Source organism: Streptomyces sp. NPDC056169 (assembly GCF_042268445.1).
Taxonomy (GTDB): Bacteria; Actinomycetota; Actinomycetes; order Streptomycetales; family Streptomycetaceae; genus Streptomyces.
Genome location: NZ_JBHJUO010000006.1, coordinates 391,064 through 407,702, shown reverse-complemented (window position 1 = coordinate 407,702; position 16,639 = coordinate 391,064). Strand labels below are relative to the sequence as shown.

Annotated in this window: 14 protein-coding genes; 9 read left to right on the top strand and 5 right to left on the bottom strand. The window is 74.2% G+C overall.

All coding sequences use genetic code 11. The features are described from left to right. The first annotated feature begins 53 nt into the window (after positions 1–53). From rimO to ACFC0G_RS12570, 5 genes are all read left to right on the top strand, one after another. Positions 54–1,547 carry a 30S ribosomal protein S12 methylthiotransferase RimO gene (gene rimO, locus ACFC0G_RS12590; protein WP_376401407.1) on the top strand — a complete coding sequence of 498 codons (1,494 nt, stop codon included), beginning with the start codon at positions 54–56 and terminating at the stop codon, positions 1,545–1,547. Continuing rightward, positions 1,544–2,218 (top strand): CDP-diacylglycerol--glycerol-3-phosphate 3-phosphatidyltransferase, encoded by a 675-nt coding sequence (pgsA, locus tag ACFC0G_RS12585; protein ID WP_376401403.1) that lies wholly within the window; start codon positions 1,544–1,546, stop codon positions 2,216–2,218. The genes rimO and pgsA overlap by 4 nt, the downstream gene beginning before the upstream one ends. After that, positions 2,215–2,736 carry a CinA family protein gene (locus ACFC0G_RS12580; RefSeq protein WP_376401400.1) on the top strand — a complete coding sequence of 174 codons (522 nt, stop codon included), beginning with the start codon at positions 2,215–2,217 and terminating at the stop codon, positions 2,734–2,736. The genes pgsA and ACFC0G_RS12580 overlap by 4 nt, the downstream gene beginning before the upstream one ends. 109 nt (positions 2,737–2,845) lie before the next feature. Then, entirely contained in the window at positions 2,846–3,229 is a 384-nt protein-coding gene (locus ACFC0G_RS12575) for a helix-turn-helix domain-containing protein (RefSeq protein WP_056648474.1), read from the top strand. Between the two features lie 232 nt (positions 3,230–3,461). After that, on the top strand, positions 3,462–3,815 hold the full coding sequence (locus tag ACFC0G_RS12570) for a hypothetical protein (protein ID WP_376401397.1): 354 nt from the start codon (positions 3,462–3,464) through the stop codon (positions 3,813–3,815). On the opposite strand, the gene ACFC0G_RS12565 is transcribed toward ACFC0G_RS12570, so the two are convergent. From ACFC0G_RS12565 to ACFC0G_RS12555, 3 genes are all read right to left on the bottom strand, one after another. Next, the gene (locus tag ACFC0G_RS12565) at positions 3,763–4,527 is read right to left on the bottom strand and encodes an SDR family NAD(P)-dependent oxidoreductase (protein ID WP_376401394.1); all 765 of its coding nucleotides are present in this window, start codon (positions 4,525–4,527) and stop codon (positions 3,763–3,765) included. The genes ACFC0G_RS12570 and ACFC0G_RS12565 overlap by 53 nt on opposite strands. 32 nt (positions 4,528–4,559) lie before the next feature. After that, positions 4,560–5,348 (bottom strand): Fpg/Nei family DNA glycosylase, encoded by a 789-nt coding sequence (locus ACFC0G_RS12560; protein ID WP_376401391.1) that lies wholly within the window; start codon positions 5,346–5,348, stop codon positions 4,560–4,562. Positions 5,349–5,474: 126 nt separating this feature from the next. Beyond that, complete coding sequence (locus ACFC0G_RS12555) at positions 5,475–10,124, bottom strand: DEAD/DEAH box helicase (RefSeq protein ID WP_376401388.1); 4,650 nt, start codon at positions 10,122–10,124, stop codon at positions 5,475–5,477. 112 nt (positions 10,125–10,236) lie between these two features. Here ACFC0G_RS12555 and ACFC0G_RS12550 point away from each other — a divergent pair, with 112 nt between their 5' ends. From ACFC0G_RS12550 to ACFC0G_RS12540, 3 genes are read left to right on the top strand one after another with little or no spacing between them, the layout of a single operon-like run. Continuing rightward, positions 10,237–11,256, top strand: coding sequence for an AraC family transcriptional regulator (locus ACFC0G_RS12550; RefSeq protein WP_376401385.1), 1,020 nt, complete (start codon positions 10,237–10,239; stop codon positions 11,254–11,256). Positions 11,257–11,266: 10 nt separating this feature from the next. Beyond that, positions 11,267–12,010 carry an AzlC family ABC transporter permease gene (locus tag ACFC0G_RS12545; RefSeq protein WP_376401381.1) on the top strand — a complete coding sequence of 248 codons (744 nt, stop codon included), beginning with the start codon at positions 11,267–11,269 and terminating at the stop codon, positions 12,008–12,010. Between the two features lie 59 nt (positions 12,011–12,069). Beyond that, the gene (locus ACFC0G_RS12540; protein ID WP_376401498.1) at positions 12,070–12,414 is read left to right on the top strand and encodes an AzlD domain-containing protein; all 345 of its coding nucleotides are present in this window, start codon (positions 12,070–12,072) and stop codon (positions 12,412–12,414) included. A gap of 25 nt (positions 12,415–12,439) precedes the next feature. Here the strand turns inward: ACFC0G_RS12540 and ACFC0G_RS12535 are convergent, their stop codons facing one another. Both ACFC0G_RS12535 and ACFC0G_RS12530 read right to left on the bottom strand, forming a co-directional pair. Continuing rightward, positions 12,440–13,795, bottom strand: a complete 1,356-nt coding sequence (locus ACFC0G_RS12535; RefSeq protein ID WP_376401378.1) for an MFS transporter — start codon at positions 13,793–13,795, stop codon at positions 12,440–12,442. Further along, complete coding sequence (locus ACFC0G_RS12530; RefSeq protein ID WP_376401375.1) at positions 13,792–15,156, bottom strand: alkyl sulfatase dimerization domain-containing protein; 1,365 nt, start codon at positions 15,154–15,156, stop codon at positions 13,792–13,794. Before ACFC0G_RS12530 ends, ACFC0G_RS12535 begins: the two co-directional genes overlap by 4 nt. Before the next feature lie 175 nt (positions 15,157–15,331). On the opposite strand from ACFC0G_RS12530, the gene ACFC0G_RS12525 reads away from it, so the two are divergent. Continuing rightward, entirely contained in the window at positions 15,332–16,558 is a 1,227-nt protein-coding gene (locus ACFC0G_RS12525) for a PucR family transcriptional regulator (protein WP_376401372.1), read from the top strand. Positions 16,559–16,639 lie beyond the last annotated feature (81 nt).

Here is a 16,639-nt window from a genome sequence, read left to right as displayed (position 1 = left end):
CAGGTGAACCCTGCGCGACGGGGGAACGGCCGGGACGAAGTAGTCTTGAGCCCATGCCCGAACGCCGTACCGTCGCCCTTGTCACTCTTGGCTGCGCCCGTAACGAGGTGGACTCGGAGGAGCTCGCAGGCCGCTTGGCAGCGGACGGCTGGGAGCTCGTCGAGAACGCCGAGGACGCGGACGTAGCCGTCGTCAACACCTGCGGATTCGTCGAAGCCGCCAAGAAGGACTCCGTCGACGCCCTCCTCGAAGCCAATGATCTGAAGGATCACGGCAAGACCCAGGCCGTCGTCGCCGTCGGCTGCATGGCCGAGCGCTACGGCAAGGAGCTCGCCGAGGCCCTCCCGGAGGCCGACGGCGTCCTGGGCTTCGACGACTACGCCGACATCTCCAACCGCCTCCAGACCATCCTCAACGGTGGCAGTGTCGAGGCCCACACCCCGCGTGACCGGCGCAAGCTGCTGCCGCTGTCGCCCGTGGAGCGCCAGGAGGCCGCCGCGGCCGTGGCCCTGCCCGGACACGGTGACGCCGCCGAGGCGCCCGTCGACGCGCCGGCCGACCTCCCCGAGGGCCTCGCGCCCGCCTCCGGGCCGCGCGCGCCGCTCCGCCGCCGCCTGGACACCAGCCCGGTCGCCTCGGTGAAGCTGGCCTCCGGCTGCGACCGCCGCTGCTCCTTCTGCGCCATCCCGTCCTTCCGCGGCTCCTTCGTCTCGCGCCGTCCCTCGGACGTGCTGAACGAGACGCGCTGGCTCGCCGAGCAGGGCGTGAAGGAGGTCATGCTGGTCTCCGAGAACAACACCTCGTACGGCAAGGACCTCGGCGACATCCGGCTCCTGGAGAGCCTGCTGCCCGAGCTGGCCGCCGTCGACGGCATCGAGCGCGTCCGGGTCAGCTACCTCCAGCCCGCCGAGATGCGCCCCGGCCTCATCGACGTCCTCACCTCGACCGAGAAGGTCGCGCCCTACTTCGACCTGTCCTTCCAGCACAGCGCCCCGGACGTGCTGCGGGCCATGCGCCGCTTCGGCGACACCGACCGCTTCCTGGAGCTCCTGGAGACCATCCGGTCCAAGGCCCCGACGGCCGGTGCGCGCTCCAACTTCATCGTCGGCTTCCCCGGCGAGACCGAGGCGGACTTCGCCGAGCTGGAACGCTTCGTCACCCACGCGCGGCTCGACGCCGTCGGCGTCTTCGGCTACTCCGACGAGGACGGCACCGAGGCCGCCACGTACGAGCACAAGCTCGACCAGGACGTCGTCGACGAGCGCCTCGCCCACCTCTCCCGGCTCGCCGAGGAGCTCACCGCGCAGCGCGCGGAGGAGCGGATCGGAGAGACCCTGGAAGTACTCGTCGAAGCCGTCGACGAGGAGGACGGCTGGATCGGCCGCGCCGCACACCAGGCGCCCGAGACCGACGGCCAGGTGGTCCTCACCACGGCCGACGGTACGAGCCCCGACCTGACTCCGGGCCGTATGGTCAGGGCGAAGGTCGTCGGCACGGAGGGCGTCGACCTGGTGGCCGAGTGTCTTTTCGAGGAGGCAGCCAGATGACCGGAGTCCCGGCATCCGCGACGGGCGGGACCGGCAGGCCGGCGCCCCGCGGAAAGCTGGGCACTGCGGCCGTCAATCAGGCCAGCCTGTGGAACATCGCCAACATCCTCACCATGATCCGGCTCGTTCTCGTGCCGGCCTTCGTGGTGCTGCTGTTCCAGGACGGCGGTCACGACCCCGTCTGGCGCGCCTGGGCGTGGGCGGCGTTCGCGGTGGCCATGATCACGGACGTCTTCGACGGACACCTGGCCCGTGCGTACAACCTCGTCACCGACTTCGGGAAGATCGCCGACCCGATCGCCGACAAGGCGATCATGGCCGCCGGTCTCATCAGCCTCTCCCTGCTGGGCGACCTGCCCTGGTGGGTGACCGGGGTCATTCTCGCCCGCGAGCTGGGGATCACCCTGATGCGGTTCTGGGTGATCCGGCACGGGGTCATCCCGGCGAGCCGCGGCGGCAAGATGAAGACGCTCGCGCAGGGCACGGCGGTCGGCATGTACGTCCTCGTGCTCACCGGTCCGCTGGCCACCTTGCGGTTCTGGGTGATGGCGGTGGCCGTCGTGCTGACGGTCGTCACCGGTCTGGACTACGTCCGCCAGGCGATCGTCCTGCGCCGCGAAGGCCTCGCGGAGGAGCGGGCGGCCGCGCGGTCGGAGGCGGCGACGCGATGACCGAGGCCGCCCGGGTGCTGGCGCTGCTCGCGGAGTGTGGTCACACACTGGCCGCCGCGGAGTCGCTCACGGGTGGTCTGGTGGCCGCGGAGCTCACGGGTGTGCCCGGGGCATCGGCCGTCTTCCGGGGATCGGTCACGGCCTACGCCACGGACCTCAAGCACGAGCTCCTCGGCGTCGACAGGGCCCTCCTCGCGGAGCGCGGAGCGGTGGACCCGGAGGTCGCGCTGCAGATGGCGGCCGGTGTGCGGGCCCGGCTCGGCGCCGACTGGGGGATCTCCACGACCGGGGTCGCGGGGCCCGAACCGCAGGACGGTCAGGCCGTCGGAACCGTCTACGTGGCGGTCGCGGGGCCGGCCGGAGCGGGCGCCGGGGCCGGGAAAGTGGTCTCGTTGAGGTTGAACGGCGGCCGCGCGGAAATCCGTAGAGAGAGCGTACGGAGCGTGTTGGCACTGCTCGATGAGGAACTCTCGGGAAATGCGCGGGCACAGGATACGGAACACAACGGGGGGAATTGATGTTTGCAGCCCTGAGTGAACACGACATCGCTCCCCGCACGGCCGCAGCGCGAGGCGGTACGGTGGGGCGAGAAGGATGCGGCTACGCGGTCCGAGGAGGGAGCCACCGATGATTCTGCTCCGTCGCCTGTTGGGTGACGTGCTGCGTCGGCAGCGCCAGCGCCAAGGCCGTACTCTGCGCGAAGTCTCCTCGTCCGCCCGAGTCTCGCTCGGCTATCTCTCCGAGGTGGAGCGGGGGCAGAAGGAGGCTTCCTCCGAGCTGCTCTCCGCGATCTGCGACGCGCTGGACGTACGGATGTCCGAGCTCATGCGTGAAGTGAGCGACGAGCTGTCACTGGCCGAACTGGCCGAGTCGGCAGCGGCGAGCGAACCGGTGCCGACGCCGGTACGCCCGATGCTCAATTCGGTGTCGGTGACGTCGGTGGCCGGTGTGTCCACCGGGCGGGTGACCATCAAGGCGCCCGCGGAAGCGGTAGACGTCGTCGCTGCCTGAACCGAAGTGGGGTCAAGCCCCGGTCGGTGCCCTGTCGGGGCACTGGCCGGGGCTTTTCTCCTTTTTGCGGAGATGTGCCGAGAGAGGCCGAGATTTGTCTGAGATGCCGGGTTCCGGTGTCGCGTGCCATGGTGGGGGGACGTACGACTGGTCGGCACGCGCCGGGTTTGCCTCCGGTGCGCCCTCCCGCTGGGTGATCCTGCCGGTCTAGCGTCGACCGGAGGAGGCGGCCATGGTACGGCGACGTGTTCCGCCGGCGACGCTCGCGCTGGTCGCGGTCGGGCTGGTGGCCGGGGGGCTCTGGTGGTGGGCGGTGCTGCGGCTGCTGCTCGTTCCGGGGGACGCCGGGACCGTCGAGGGGGCGGTGGCCGCGGGCGGCTGGGGACTGAGCCTGCTGCCGGTACACGTGGCCGCCTCGGTACGGCGGCACGGTGTCGGCGGTCGGACGCCGGGTGCCGGTGGTCGGACGCCCGGTGCCGGCGGGCAGTGGGCGGGTGTCGGTGGACAGCAGGCTGGTGTCGGTGGGGCCGGGGTTACCAAGGCATCGCGACGCCGCCGTTGGGGCGCAGGATCTGGCCCGTCGTGAACGAGGAGGCGTCGGAGGCGAGGTGGAGGACCGCGTGCGCGATGTCCTCCGCCTCGCCGACCCGGCCGAGCGGTGAGTGACGGACCATCGCGGCCTCCGCCTGCTGCTGGGCGGCCGGCTCGTGGCGATCCGTCATGGGGGTGCGGATCCAGCCCGGCGCGACCGCGTTCACCCGGATGCCGTACGGGCCGGCCTCCACCGCCAGGGTCTTCGTCAGCTGGACGACGGCCGCCTTGGTGACGCTGTAGCAGAGCAGGCCCGGGCTCGCGGTGTCCATCGCGCCCGAGGCCATCGTGACGATCGAGCCGGCGGTGCCGGAGGCGATCATCGAGCGGGCCGCCTCCTGGCAGGCGTACAGGACTCCCTTGAAGTTCACCGCGAGGACGCGGTCGAGGTCCTCGTCGCGGGTCTCCAGGACGGTGCTCGTGTGCATGATCCCGGCGACGGCCGCCATGACGTGGAGGGGGCCCGCGGAGCGGACGGCGGCGGCCAGCGCTGCCCGGTCGGTGACGTCCAGGGCGTGCGCGTGCGCGGTTCCCCCCTCGGCGGTGACGAGGGCCGCCGTCTCCTTGAGTCCGTGCTCGTCGCGGTCCGCGCAGTGCACGGCCGCGCCCGCCTGGGCGAGGAGCAGCGCGGTGGCGCGGCCGATGCCGCTCGCGGCGCCCGTGACGAACGCGGTGCGGCCGGTGAGGTCGTACGCCGAGAGGGTCATGTCCGGACCGTACGACCGGATCTGACGGATCGTCAATTGGTGGGGCCCTGTTGACACTCCGGGCACCAGTACGTGATCCGGTCGCCGAGTTCGGCCTTCCGGATCCGGGCGCCGCAGCGCAGACAGGGCAGGCCCTCGCGGCCGTAGACGTGGAGCGGGGTGCCGGGGCGGCGCGTGGTGGTGGTGCGCCGGTCGGGGCGGTCCTTGTTCGCCTCCAGGAGGCGGTGGGCGGTGGCGACCAGGCGCGCCGGGACGTCGGGGGCGAGCGCGCCCACCGGGAGCCACGGGGTGACGGCGGCCAGGAACGCCAGCTCCGACTTGTACACGTTGCCGATGCCGGCCAGATTGCGCTGGTCGAGCAGCGCCTCGCCGAGCTGGCGGTCCGGGTCGGCGAGGAGGCGTCGTACGGCCTCTTCCGGGTCCCAGTCCGGGCCCAGGAGGTCCGGGCCGAGGTGGCCGACCGCGCGGGCCTCCTCGGCGGTGCGGATCAGTTCCAGGACCGGGAGCCGGTAGCCGTACGCGGTGGACTCGGTGTTCCCGAGGATCGCCCGGATCTGGTGCTCGGGGCCGCCGTGCGGGCGCTCCCCGGTGGCGTACACCCGCCAGGCGCCGTCCATCCGCAGATGGGAGTGGAGCGTGAGGCCGCCCTCGATCCGGGCGAGGAGGTGCTTGCCGCGCGGGGTGACGTCGAGGAGCGTGCGGCCGGTGAGGTCGGCGGTCGCGAACCGGGGCACGCGCAGGTCCGCGCGGGTCAGGACCCGCCCGGCCAGTGCGGTGTGCAGGCGCTGGGCGACCTGCCAGACGGTGTCTCCTTCGGGCACGGTTCCATGATGCCGGGTGGGGTGCACCGGGGCTTTGGTGGTGTGGGGCTTCGGGGCTTCGCGGTCGGGCTTAGTGGCTTCGGTGGTGCGGGATTGTGGGGCGGGTCGGGGTCGGGGGCGGGGTGCTCAGGCGCGGAGGCGGAGGCCTCTCGGGGTGGCGAGGAATCCCGCCGCCTCCAAGGGGCGGGCGAGGGGGGAGGTCAGCGCCGTGGCGCCGTTGATCCGCTCCACCGTGACCGTGCCCAGCGAACCCGCCCGCGCCGACGCGGCCAGGGCCTCGGCCGCCGCCGTCAGGGCGGGGTCGTCCGGCTCGGCCGGCCACGAGAGGAGCGTCTTGCCGCCCCGCTCCATGTAGAGCGTCAGCTCGCCGTCGACGAGGACCACCATCGCCCCCGCCTTGCGGCCGGGCTTGTGTCCGGCGCCGGTCGGCGGCTCGGGCCAGGACAGGGCCGCCCCGTACGCGTTCGCCGGGTCGGCCGCCGCGAGGACCAGGGCGCGCGGGCCGGCCGCAGCCTCCGCGCCCCGGTCGCGGGCCGTCGCCGCCGCCCGCAGCCGGTCCACGGCCCCGTCCATCGCGAACTGGGCCGCGCCGAGGCCCTCCACCACATAGCCGCGCCTGGCCTGACCGCTGTCCTCGAAGGCGGACAGGATGCGGTACGTGGCCGAGAAACCGCCCTCCACGCCCTCCGCCGCCACCGCGCCCCGGGTGACCACGCCGTGCCGGTCCAGGAGGGTGCGGGCGAGGGCGTGTGCCCGGTGGGTCGGCTCCGGCTCGGCCGGCGGGAGCAGCGCCCAGCGGCCGGAGACCGTCGGCGGGCCCGTGCGCGAGGCCGGGCGGGCCGCGGCGCCCAGCGTGCCGTACCGCCCGCGCGGGACCGTCCGGCGCGCGCGGTGGGCGGTCGCCCCGGCCGTCCGGCCCGAACCGAGGAGCGAGCGCAGCGGGGCGAGGGTGTCGTTGGTGAGCCGGCCCGACCAGGCCAGGTCCCAGAGCGCGTCGGCGAGCTGCGGGTCGGTCGCGTCCGGGTGGGTGGTGGCCCGGACCTGGTCGGCGATCTGCCGGAAGAACAGCCCGTACCCGCCGGAGAGGATGGTGAGCACCGACTCGTGCAGTGCGGACAGCTCCAGCGGGTGCGGCGGCGGAAGGAGCAGAGGCGCCGCGTCCGCGAGGTAGAGGGAGATCCAGCCGTCCTTGCCGGGCAGGGATCCGGCACCGGCCCACACCACCTCGCCGGTGGTGGTCAGCTCGTCGAGCAGTGCCGGGGAGTAGTCCCGGACGCGGGACGGCAGGATCAGCTTCTCCAGCGCGGACGCGGGCACGGGCGCGCCCTGGAGCTGCTCGATCGCGCGGGCGAGGCCGTCGATGCCGCGCAGGCTGCTGCCGCCGATGTGCTGCCACTGGGGCAGGAAGGTCGCGAGCGCCGCCGGGGGCACCGGCTCCAGCTCGTGGCGCAGCGCCGCGAGGGAACGGCGCCGCAGGCGGCGCAGCACGGCCGCGTCGCACCACTCCTGGCCGATGCCGGAGGGATGGAACTCGCCCTGCACGACCCGCCCGGCGGCGGCGAGCCGCTGGAGCGCGCCGTCCGTGACGGCGGCGCCGAGGCCGAAGCGGGCGGCGGCCTGCGAGGAGGTGAAGGGGCCGTGCGTGCGCGCGAAGCGGGCGAGGAGGTCGCCCAGCGGGTCCTTGACCGGTTCGGTGAAGGCCTCGGGCACACCGACCGGCAGGGCCGTGCCCAGGGCGTCACGGAGCCGTCCCGCGTCCTCGATCGCCGCCCAGTGGTCACCGCCGCCGATCCTGACCCGGATCGCGCGGCGGGCGTGGGCGAGGTCGGGCGCCCAGCCCGGCTCCGCGCCGCGCTCGCCGAGCTCGGTGTCCGTGAGCGGGCCGAGGACCCGCAGCAGGTCGGCGACGCCCTCCACGTCCTTGATCCGCCGGTCCTCGGTGAGCCACTGGAGCTCCCGCTCCAGCTCGGTGAGGACCTCCGGGTCGAGGAGCTCGCGCAGCTCGGCCTGGCCGAGCAGCTCCGCGAGGAGGCGGGAGTCCAGCGAGAGCGCGGCCGCCCGCCGCTCGGCGAGCGGGGAGTCACCCTCGTACAGGAACTGCGCCACGTAGCCGAAGAGGAGCGAGCGGGCGAAGGGGGAGGGCTCGGGGGTGGTGACTTCGACGAGCCGGACCCGGCGGGCCTCGATGTCGCCCATCAGCTCGGTCAGACCGGGGACGTCGAAGACGTCCTGGAGGCACTCGCGGACGGCCTCCAGGACGATCGGGAAGGAGCCGAACTCGCTCGCCACCTGGAGGAGCTGGGCCGCCCGCTGCCGCTGCTGCCAGAGCGGGGTGCGCTTGCCGGGGTTCCGCTTGGGCAGCAGCAGGGCGCGCGCGGCGCACTCGCGGAAGCGGGAGGCGAACAGCGCGGAGCCGCCCACCTGGTCGGTGACGATCTGCGCGATCTCGCCCTTGTCGAAGAGGGCGTCGGCCGCGCCGACGGGTGCCTTGTCGGCGTCGTACGCCGTGTCGAGATGCCGGCCCGGATCGACCGGTTCGTGGTCGAGGAGGTCCAGACCCATGTCCAGGCCCATCAGGTCCGCGTCCGGGAGACGCAGCACGATGCCGTCGTCCGCGTGCATCACCTGCGCGTCCATGCCGTACCGCTCGGCGAGCCGGGCGCCGAGCGCCAGCGCCCACGGGGCGTGCACCTGCGCGCCGAACGGGGAGTGGATGACGACCCGCCAGTCCCCGAGCTCGTCCCGGAACCGCTCGACCAGGATCGTCCGGTCGTCCGGCACGTGCCCGCAGGCCTCGCGCTGCTCCGAGACGTACGCGAGGACGTTGTCCGCGGCCCAGGCGTCCAGGCCCGCGGCGATCAGCCGCAGCCGCGCGTCCTCCGGCCCGAGGGCGCCGAGCTCCCGGAGGAACGCGCCCACCGCGCGCCCCAGTTCGAGCGGGCGGCCCAGCTGGTCGCCCTTCCAGAACGGCAGCCGGCCCGGGACGCCGGGCGCGGGGGAGACGAGCACCCGGTCCCGGGTGATGTCCTCGATCCGCCAGGACGTGGTGCCCAGGGTGAAGACGTCGCCGACCCGCGACTCGTACACCATCTCCTCGTCGAGCTCTCCGACCCGGCCCCCGCCCTTCTTCGGGTCCGAGCCCACGAGGAACACGCCGAACAGGCCGCGGTCGGGGATCGTGCCGCCCGAGGTGACGGCGAGCCGCTGCGCGCCCGGCCGGCCGGTGATCGTCCCGGCGACCCGGTCCCAGACCACGCGCGGGCGGAGCTCGGCGAAGGCGTCCGAGGGGTAGCGGCCGGCGAGCATGTCGAGCACGCCCGTGAACGCCGACTCCGGAAGCGAGGAGAAGGGCGCGGCCCGGCGCACCACGGCGAGCAGCTCGTCCACCTGCCAGGTGTCGAGCGCGACCATCGCGACCAGCTGCTGCGCCAGCACGTCCAGCGGATTGGCCGGGATCCGCATCGACTCGATCGCACCCGACCGCATCCGCTCCGTGACCACGGCCGCCTGCACCAGGTCGCCCCGGTACTTGGGGAAGACCACGCCCGTGGAGACCGCGCCGACCTGGTGCCCCGCGCGTCCCACGCGCTGGAGCCCGGAGGCGACCGAGGGCGGCGACTCGACCTGCACGACCAGGTCGACCGCGCCCATGTCGATGCCCAGCTCCAGGCTGGAGGTGGCCACCACGGCGGGCAGCCGGCCGGCCTTCAGGTCCTCCTCCACCTGGGCGCGCTGCTCCTTCGACACCGAGCCGTGGTGGGCCCGGGCGAGCAGCGGCGGGGCACCCTGCGCCGCCCCGGACTGGGCCATGACCTCGGCCGGGGGAGCCCCCTCGGGGAGGGGCTCGCCCGTCGCCCGCTCGTACGCGATCTCGTTGAGCCGGTTGCACAGCCGCTCGGCCAGCCGCCGCGAGTTCGCGAAGACGATCGTCGAGCGGTGGGACTGGACGAGGTCGGCGATCCGCTCCTCGACGTGCGGCCAGATCGACGGCTTGTCGCCGCCGTCCTTGCCCTCGGAGGCGGGGGAGCCCCCGAGCTCGCCCATGTCCTCGACGGGGACGACGACGGAGAGGTCGAACTCCTTCTCCGACGGCGGCTGCACGATCTCCACCGCACGGCCGGGGGACAGGTAGCGGGCCACCTCGTCCACCGGGCGGACCGTGGCCGACAGGCCGATCCGGCGCGCGGGGCGCGGCAGCAGCTCGTCGAGCCGCTCCAGGGAGAGCGCCAGGTGCGCGCCCCGCTTGGTGCCCGCGACCGCGTGGACCTCGTCCAGGATGACCGTCTCCACGCCCGACAGGGCCTCCCGGGCGGCGGAGGTCAGCATCAGGAACAGCGACTCGGGGGTGGTGATCAGGATGTCCGGCGGCCGGGTCGCGAGGCTCCGGCGCTCCGCGGGCGGGGTGTCGCCGGAGCGGATGCCGACCCGGATGTCCGGCTCGGGCAGCCCGAGCCGGACCGACTCCTGCCGGATGCCGGTCAGCGGGGAGCGCAGATTCCGCTCGACGTCCACGGCGAGGGCCTTCAGCGGCGACACGTACAGCACACGGCAGCGCTTCTTCGCCTCGGCCGGCGGAGGCGAGGACGCCAGGCGGTCCAGGGAGGCGAGGAACGAGGCCAGTGTCTTGCCCGAGCCCGTCGGGGCGACGACGAGCACGTCGGAGCCCTCGCCGATGGCCTTCCAGGCGCCCTCCTGCGCCGCCGTGGGCGCGGTGAAGGCCCCGGTGAACCAACCACGGGTCGCGGGGGAGAACGAGTCGAGCGCGGACCTGACCATGTCCCCCATCGTGCACCCGCCCACTGACAACCGCCCGGACCTGGGGAAACCCGATGGCAGCGGCGGGGGCCGGCGAAGGCGGCACGACGAGCACCTGACGCAGAATGGAGGCATGGCGAGCGGGGAGCGTGCACGGTACTGGCAGTACTCCGAGCTGCCCGGGGTCGACCTGCTGCACGCCCACTACATCCACAAGGCCTTCGCCCGGCACACCCACGAGACCTTCGTCTTCGCCGCGATCACCGAGGGCGTCGAGGCCTTCCACTACCGCGACGAACTGGTCCACGCCGGGCCCGGGCAGATCGCCCTGGTCAACCCCGACACCTCGCACACCGGGCACGCGGGCGTGCCCGAGGGCTGGACCTACCGCACGATCTACCCGGACGCCGGGCTCGTCCGGTCGATCGCCGCCGACACCCTCGCGCTGCGCGGCTCGGTCGTCTTCACCTCGCCCGTCATCGACGACCCGTACGCCGCACAGCTCGTCGTCGGCGTCCACCGGGCCGCGGAGGAGGGCAACGCGCTCGCCGCGGACAGCCTGCTCCGACTCGTCACGGCACGGATGCTGCGCAGTCACGGCGGGCTGATCACCCCGCTCCCGCCCCGCTCCGCCGGCGCGCGGAACGCGGCACGCGCGCGTGCCGTCCTGGAGGAGCGGATGGCCGACCCGCCGACCCTCGAACAGCTCGCCACCGAGCTCGGCACGAGCCCCTTCGCCCTCCTGCGGGCCTTCCGGGACGCGTACGGGATGCCGCCGCACACCTGGCTCACCGACGCGCGCGTGCGGCGGGCGAGGCGCCTGCTCGACGCGGGGACGCCCCCGGCGGACGCGGCCGTCGCCGTCGGCTTCACGGACCAGCCGCACCTCAACCGGCACTTCACGCGGAGTGTCGGGGTGCCGCCGGGCGCCTATCAGCGCGCGCGGGGCGTACGCGGTGTCTCCGGTGGCGCGAGCGGCAGCCCGTTCGGCAGCCCGGACGGCGTTGCGGGCGGTGGCGCGGGTGAGGGCTTGGGCGGCGGTCCGGGCGGTGGCGCGGGTGAGGGCTCGGGCGGCGGTCCGGACGGCGGTCCGGGCGGCGTTGCGGGCCGGGGCGCAAGAACGTACAAGACCGCGCAGCCGCCGCGTCCGTAACCTCTCTGACGTGGCAGAACAGACAGCACCTCCCGTCATACGGAACGACGGCGCGCGGGCGAAGCCCGACGCGGCCGTCGTCCGCGACGCCCTCGGCGTCGGCGTCGCCGTCGGACTCTCCGGCTTCGCCTTCGGCGTCACCTCGGCCGGCGCCGGCCTCGGCCTCCTGCAGACCTGCGTGCTCAGCCTGCTCGTCTTCACGGGCGCCTCGCAGTTCGCGCTCGTCGGCGCGCTCGCCGCGGGCGGCAACCCCTTCACGGCCGCCGCCGGGGCCTTCTTCCTGGGCACGCGCAACGCCTTCTACGGGCTGCGCCTCTCGCAACTCCTCGCCCTGCCGAAAACCGTCAGGCCGTTCGCCGCGCACTGGGTGATCGACGAGACCACGGCGGTCGCGCTCGCCCAGCCGTCCCGGCGGGCCGCGCGCCTCGGCTTCACCCTCACCGGTCTCACGCTGTACGTCCTGTGGAACCTGACCACGTTCCTCGGGGCCCTCGGGGCCGAGGCGCTCGGCGACACCGCCGCCTGGGGCCTGGACGCCGCCGGACCCGCCGTCTTCCTGGCCCTGCTCGCCCCGATGCTGAAGTCGGCGACCGAGCGTGCCACCGCCGGCATCGCCGTCCTGCTCGGCCTCGGCCTGCTCCCCGTCCTCCCGGCCGGCGTCCCGGTCCTCGCGGCGGCGCTCGCCGCGCCCCTGGTGCTGTGGTTCCAGGGCCGCCGTGTCTCCCCGGCCGGACGGGAGGAACGCCCCCGATGAACGCCATGAACGCCATGAGCGCCATCGACGCGGTGGACTCGATGAACGCGCTGGACTCGATGAACGCGGTGAACTCAGTGAACTCAGTGAACTCGACGAACGTGTGGATCGCGATCGGCCTGACCGCCGTCGGGTGCTACCTGGTCAAGCTCCTCGGCCTGCTCGTCCCCGCGGGTGCGCTGGAACGACCGCTCGTCCAGCGACTCGCGGCCCTGCTCCCCGTCGCCCTGCTGGCCGCGCTCACCGCGCAGCAGACGTTCGCCACGGGCTCCTCCCTCGTCCTGGACGCCCGGGCCGCCGGACTCGCGGCCGCCGCCGTCGCGCTCGTCCTGCGCGCCCCCTTCCTGGTCGTCGTGGGCGTGGCGGTCGCCGTCACGGCGGGGGCACGGGCCCTGGGCTGGTGAAGCCCCGGGCCCGTACGGAACCCGCTCAGTGCGCCACCGGGACCCCCAGCGACGGGGTCTCGGGGACGCCCAGCCGGTCAGCGTCCCGCTCCGGGCGGAGGAACAGGGCCGTCAGGGCGCCCGCCACCGCGAGCAGACCGGCCGTGAACAGCCAGCCGTTCTCGTACCCCTGGGCCGCCGTCGCTCCCGCGTCGACGATGCCGCCGAGGACCAACGGCGCCAGGACCCCGCCCAGGGCGAAGACGCACACCACGGCGCCGAGCACGACCCCGCGCTGCGCGGGCGGAGTGATCCGGGCGACCGCCGTCTGGCTCACGGTCATCATCGGCAGCGCGAGGGCCATCGGGCCGAACATCATCGGCACCCGCAGCCAGTCCGCCCCCGCCGTCGCGAAGACCGTCACCGCGGCGGCGGAGAGCAGGAGCAGCACACCCGCGCCCGCGCCCGCGGGGAGGCGGCCGGGCCGGCCGCGACGGGCCGCGCGCTGCGCGACCAGGCCGTGGACCAGCAGGACGACCCCGTTGGCGACGGCCCCCGCGCCCACCATCAGACCGGCACGGTGCGCGTCCCAGCCGAGGACCGTCTCCAGGTAGTCCGGCAGCCACGTCAGCTTCGAGCTCATCAGCCAGTACGCGGCGAACGACCCCACGCTCGCGGTCAGGAACGTGCCGCTCAGCAGGATCCTGCGGAGCGGCACCTCCGCCGCCGGGGCCCCCGCGCCGTCGGCCCGCCGCGCGGCCGGGCCGACCGGCGGCGCGAGCGGCCCCTCGGAGCCGTACCGGCGCCACACGACGGCCCAGACCAGGCCGATCACGCCGACCGTGCCGAAGGCCCAGCGCCAGCCCCACCCCGAGATCACCGCGGACAGGACGGGCGCGGCGACCGCGACCCCGGCGGCCGCGCCCACCATCAGGACGGCCGTCGGGAGGTTCCGGTCCCGCTGCCCGAACCAGCCGTGCAGATGGTGGACCGCGACCGGGGCCGCCGGGCCCTCCGCCGCGCCGAGCAGCACGCGCGTGAGGACCAGCGTCCCGAACCCGGCGGCGGCCCACACCATCGGCAGCTGGGCCGCCGACCACAGCAGGGCCATCCCGAGCAGCAGGACCGAGGTCCGCACCTTCTTCGTCAGGACCGACACGGCGAGCGCCGAGACCGAGAAGAGCGCGAAGAACGCCGCCTGCGCCGCCCCGAACTCCTGCCGGGAGATGCCGAACTCGCGCATGATGTCCGGCCCGGCGAGCCCGAGGACGGCCTTGTCGGCGAAGTTGACCAGCATGAATCCGAGCAGCAGCCAGGTCGTCCCCCAGGGGCTGCCCTGCGCGGCCCCGGCCCGTGCCGTCCCGCCCTTCGCCGGCCCGGCCGTTCGCGCGGTCCCGCTCATCCGCAGCACAGGTCCTCGTCCGCGACCACACCCACGCTGATCGTGCCGGCGGCCCGCTCGCGCCCGGCGGCCGAACGGGTCAGCTCCGTCGTCACGTCCGTGCCCTCGGCCACCGCCGCCGACTCCGCCGCCGCCCAGTGGAACACCCCGCGCGCCATCGTCGACGTCTCCCGGCCGGCCCGCGTCCCGTACACACGGGCCCGGATCCGGGCCACCTCGACGTCCTCGGGGGCCGCGAGCGCCGCCGTCTCCGCCAGGTGCGAGGCCAGCCGCAGATCGCCTTCGTGCAGGAGCCGGGCCGCGCGCTCGGCGAGGGCGAGCGCCCCGCCCGCCGCGTCGGCCAGCTCGGCGGCGACCGCCGCCTCCGGGGCCGGCTTGAGGTGCGCCGGGTTCTGGTCGTACCAGCCGCCCCACAGCCGCCACAGGTTCCGCACGACGAACTCCGGCTCGTCGTAGGCGGGGTGGAGGTACGGCTTCGCGAGGAGCTCCTCGGGGACCTTCACGCCGTGGATGACCGCGTCGAGCCGCAGCCCCGCGTTCATCAGGTCACGGGTCTGCGAGCAGAGCGATTCGAGGAGGGTCGCCGTGTCGTCCAGAGCCTGGGCCACCCGGTCCGCGCCGACGATCGGGATGCCGTGGCCGGGCAGCAGCACCTCGGCGCCCAGCTCGCCCATGGCGCGCAGCGCCCGCGCCCACTCCTCCGGGTAGCGCTGCACCTTCTGGGGGTTGCCGGCGTTGGGGGAGTTCCAGATGAAGAGATCACCCGTGCAGAGGGTTTTGAGCTCCGGCACCCACACATAGGTGTGGTCGTCCGTCTCCCCGCGCGCGTGGATCAGCTCGAACGTCAACTCGCCGTGACGGACGGTCAACCGGTCCCGGTACGTCGTGTCCGGGTAGCGGTACTCCGTCGGCCAGTCGAGGCCCGGCACGCCGAACTGGCGCCGGTTGATCCAGGAGTTGTAGCCCGAGGTCTCCACGTACCGGTCGAAGCGGGCGGCGACCGCCTCGTGGGCGATCACCTCGGGCCGTACGGGCTCGGCGTCGAAGGGCGCGACCCCGAAGACGTGGTCGACATGGCCGTGCGTGTAGACGACGGCCCGGACCGGGTCCGGGCTGAAGGCGCGCACCGCCGTGTGCAGCAGCCCGGCGGTGCGGAGGTCGCCGGAGTCGACCAGGACGAGGCCCGCGCCCGAGTCGAAGACGGCCACGTTGGCGAAGGCCGGAAAGAAACCGATCCGGTCGCGGACCGGGATCAGCTCCTCCGACGTGAACGCGCCCGTGAGGTGGGGCAGCAGGCTCTCCTCGCCCCGCCAGACGCGATCGGCGTAGTCGATATACGTACGAGAGTTGTGCTCGGTCATACCAGCGGCTCCTTCGGTGCGGTACGGCGGAACGCCTGGGCACCGAGTTTCGGCCTGTCATGAGCGCCGCGACATCCTGCGGCGTCACAGCTTTCCCCGCTGTGTACTGTGACCCGTCACAGTCGGCCTGCCCGCCATGAGCGAGTCGGCCCGCCGGGAGCGAGGAGGATCGGTCGTGCCGGAGATCTCCGAGGGGGCCCGCGCGCTGGCCCTGCGCTGCGAGGCCCGGGTCAACGAACTGGCCCGCAGGATGACCAGGGACTCCTTCGCGCGGCTGCCCGGCTACGACCGCCTCCCCGACGAGATGAAGGACGTCGAGATCGCGGCGACCGTCCGCCACGGCGTACGCCTCTTCCTCCGCCGCGCCCTCACACCGGAGGCCGGGGAGCGCGGCGCCATGCGGCTGTTCCGCGAGCGGGCCGCGCAGCGCGCCGAGGAGGGCATGCCGCTCCACCTCCTGCTCCGCAGTCACGCGCTCGGCATGTACGTGCTGTGGCAGGCGCTGCGCGAGGTCGCCCGGCCCGGCGACGAGGCCGCCCTCGTCGAGCTCGCCGACCTGCTCCTGGAGTCCCAGCAGGGCATCGTCGGCGCCGTCGCCGAGACCTACCTCGACGAGCGCTCCGCCTTGGAGACCGAGCGGCGGGCCCAGCGCCGCTCGCTGCTCCGCGGCCTCCTCGACGGCACGCTGCCCCCGGCGCTGCTCGCGCAGGCGCCCTTCGGGATCGACGGACCGTGCCTCGTCCTCGCCGTCGGCGTCGACGGCGCGGGCGTCCCCGCCCCCGTCCCCGCCCCCGCGGCCGGTCCCGGGGAGGGGGACGTGGCGGCCCGCAGACGGCTGCGTCGCGTCCAGACCGCCCTGGACCACTGCTTCGGCGTGGAGGTGCCCGCCCTCCTCGACATCGGTACGGAGCCGGGACGGGCGATCGTCCCCGGTGCCCCCGAACCGCCGGAGGACCTGGCAGGGCGGCTCTCCCGGGCCGCGGGAACCACGCTGAGGGTCGCCGTCGTGCCCGCCGAGGGCCCCGGGGAGGTGCCGGAGGCCGCCCGTACCGCCGGGGAGGTCCTGCGGGTCGCCGCCGGGTGCGGACTGCCGCCCGGGCTGCACCGGCTCGACGACGTGCTCCTGGAGTACCACCTGTCCCGGCCCGGGGAGAGCGGCCGGCGGATCGCGGCGCTCCTCGACCCCGTCGCCGACCGGCCGGAGCTCCTCGACACCCTCCGCGCGCACCTCGCCCACGGGCAGGACCGGCGCGCCACGGCCACCGCGCTCGGGACGCACCCCAACACCGTCGACAACCGGCTCGCCCGGATCGCCGAGCGGACCGGCATCGACCTGGCGACGCCGAGGGGCACGGCGACGGCCCTCGCGGCCCTGCTGCTGCGCGAGGCGCCGGAGGGATAGGTGCCGGAGGGGCGTACGGCTGAGGGATGGACGTCCGAGGGACGGACGCTGGAGGGACAGGTGCTGGAGGGACAGCCCCCC

What these genes read in the sequence shown, in the direction of transcription:
- rimO (WP_376401407.1), top strand. Translation starts at nt 54, where the DNA reads ATGCCCGAACGCCGTACCGTCGCCCTTGTCACTCTTGGCTGCGCCCGT.
- pgsA (WP_376401403.1), top strand. Translation starts at nt 1,544, where the DNA reads ATGACCGGAGTCCCGGCATCCGCGACGGGCGGGACCGGCAGGCCGGCG.
- ACFC0G_RS12580 (WP_376401400.1), top strand. Translation starts at nt 2,215, where the DNA reads ATGACCGAGGCCGCCCGGGTGCTGGCGCTGCTCGCGGAGTGTGGTCAC.
- ACFC0G_RS12575 (WP_056648474.1), top strand. Translation starts at nt 2,846, where the DNA reads ATGATTCTGCTCCGTCGCCTGTTGGGTGACGTGCTGCGTCGGCAGCGC.
- ACFC0G_RS12570 (WP_376401397.1), top strand. Translation starts at nt 3,462, where the DNA reads ATGGTACGGCGACGTGTTCCGCCGGCGACGCTCGCGCTGGTCGCGGTC.
- ACFC0G_RS12565 (WP_376401394.1), bottom strand. Translation starts at nt 4,527, where the DNA reads ATGACCCTCTCGGCGTACGACCTCACCGGCCGCACCGCGTTCGTCACG.
- ACFC0G_RS12555 (WP_376401388.1), bottom strand. Translation starts at nt 10,124, where the DNA reads ATGGTCAGGTCCGCGCTCGACTCGTTCTCCCCCGCGACCCGTGGTTGG.
- ACFC0G_RS12550 (WP_376401385.1), top strand. Translation starts at nt 10,237, where the DNA reads ATGGCGAGCGGGGAGCGTGCACGGTACTGGCAGTACTCCGAGCTGCCC.
- ACFC0G_RS12540 (WP_376401498.1), top strand. Translation starts at nt 12,070, where the DNA reads ATGAACGCGGTGAACTCAGTGAACTCAGTGAACTCGACGAACGTGTGG.
- ACFC0G_RS12535 (WP_376401378.1), bottom strand. Translation starts at nt 13,795, where the DNA reads ATGAGCGGGACCGCGCGAACGGCCGGGCCGGCGAAGGGCGGGACGGCA.
- ACFC0G_RS12530 (WP_376401375.1), bottom strand. Translation starts at nt 15,156, where the DNA reads ATGACCGAGCACAACTCTCGTACGTATATCGACTACGCCGATCGCGTC.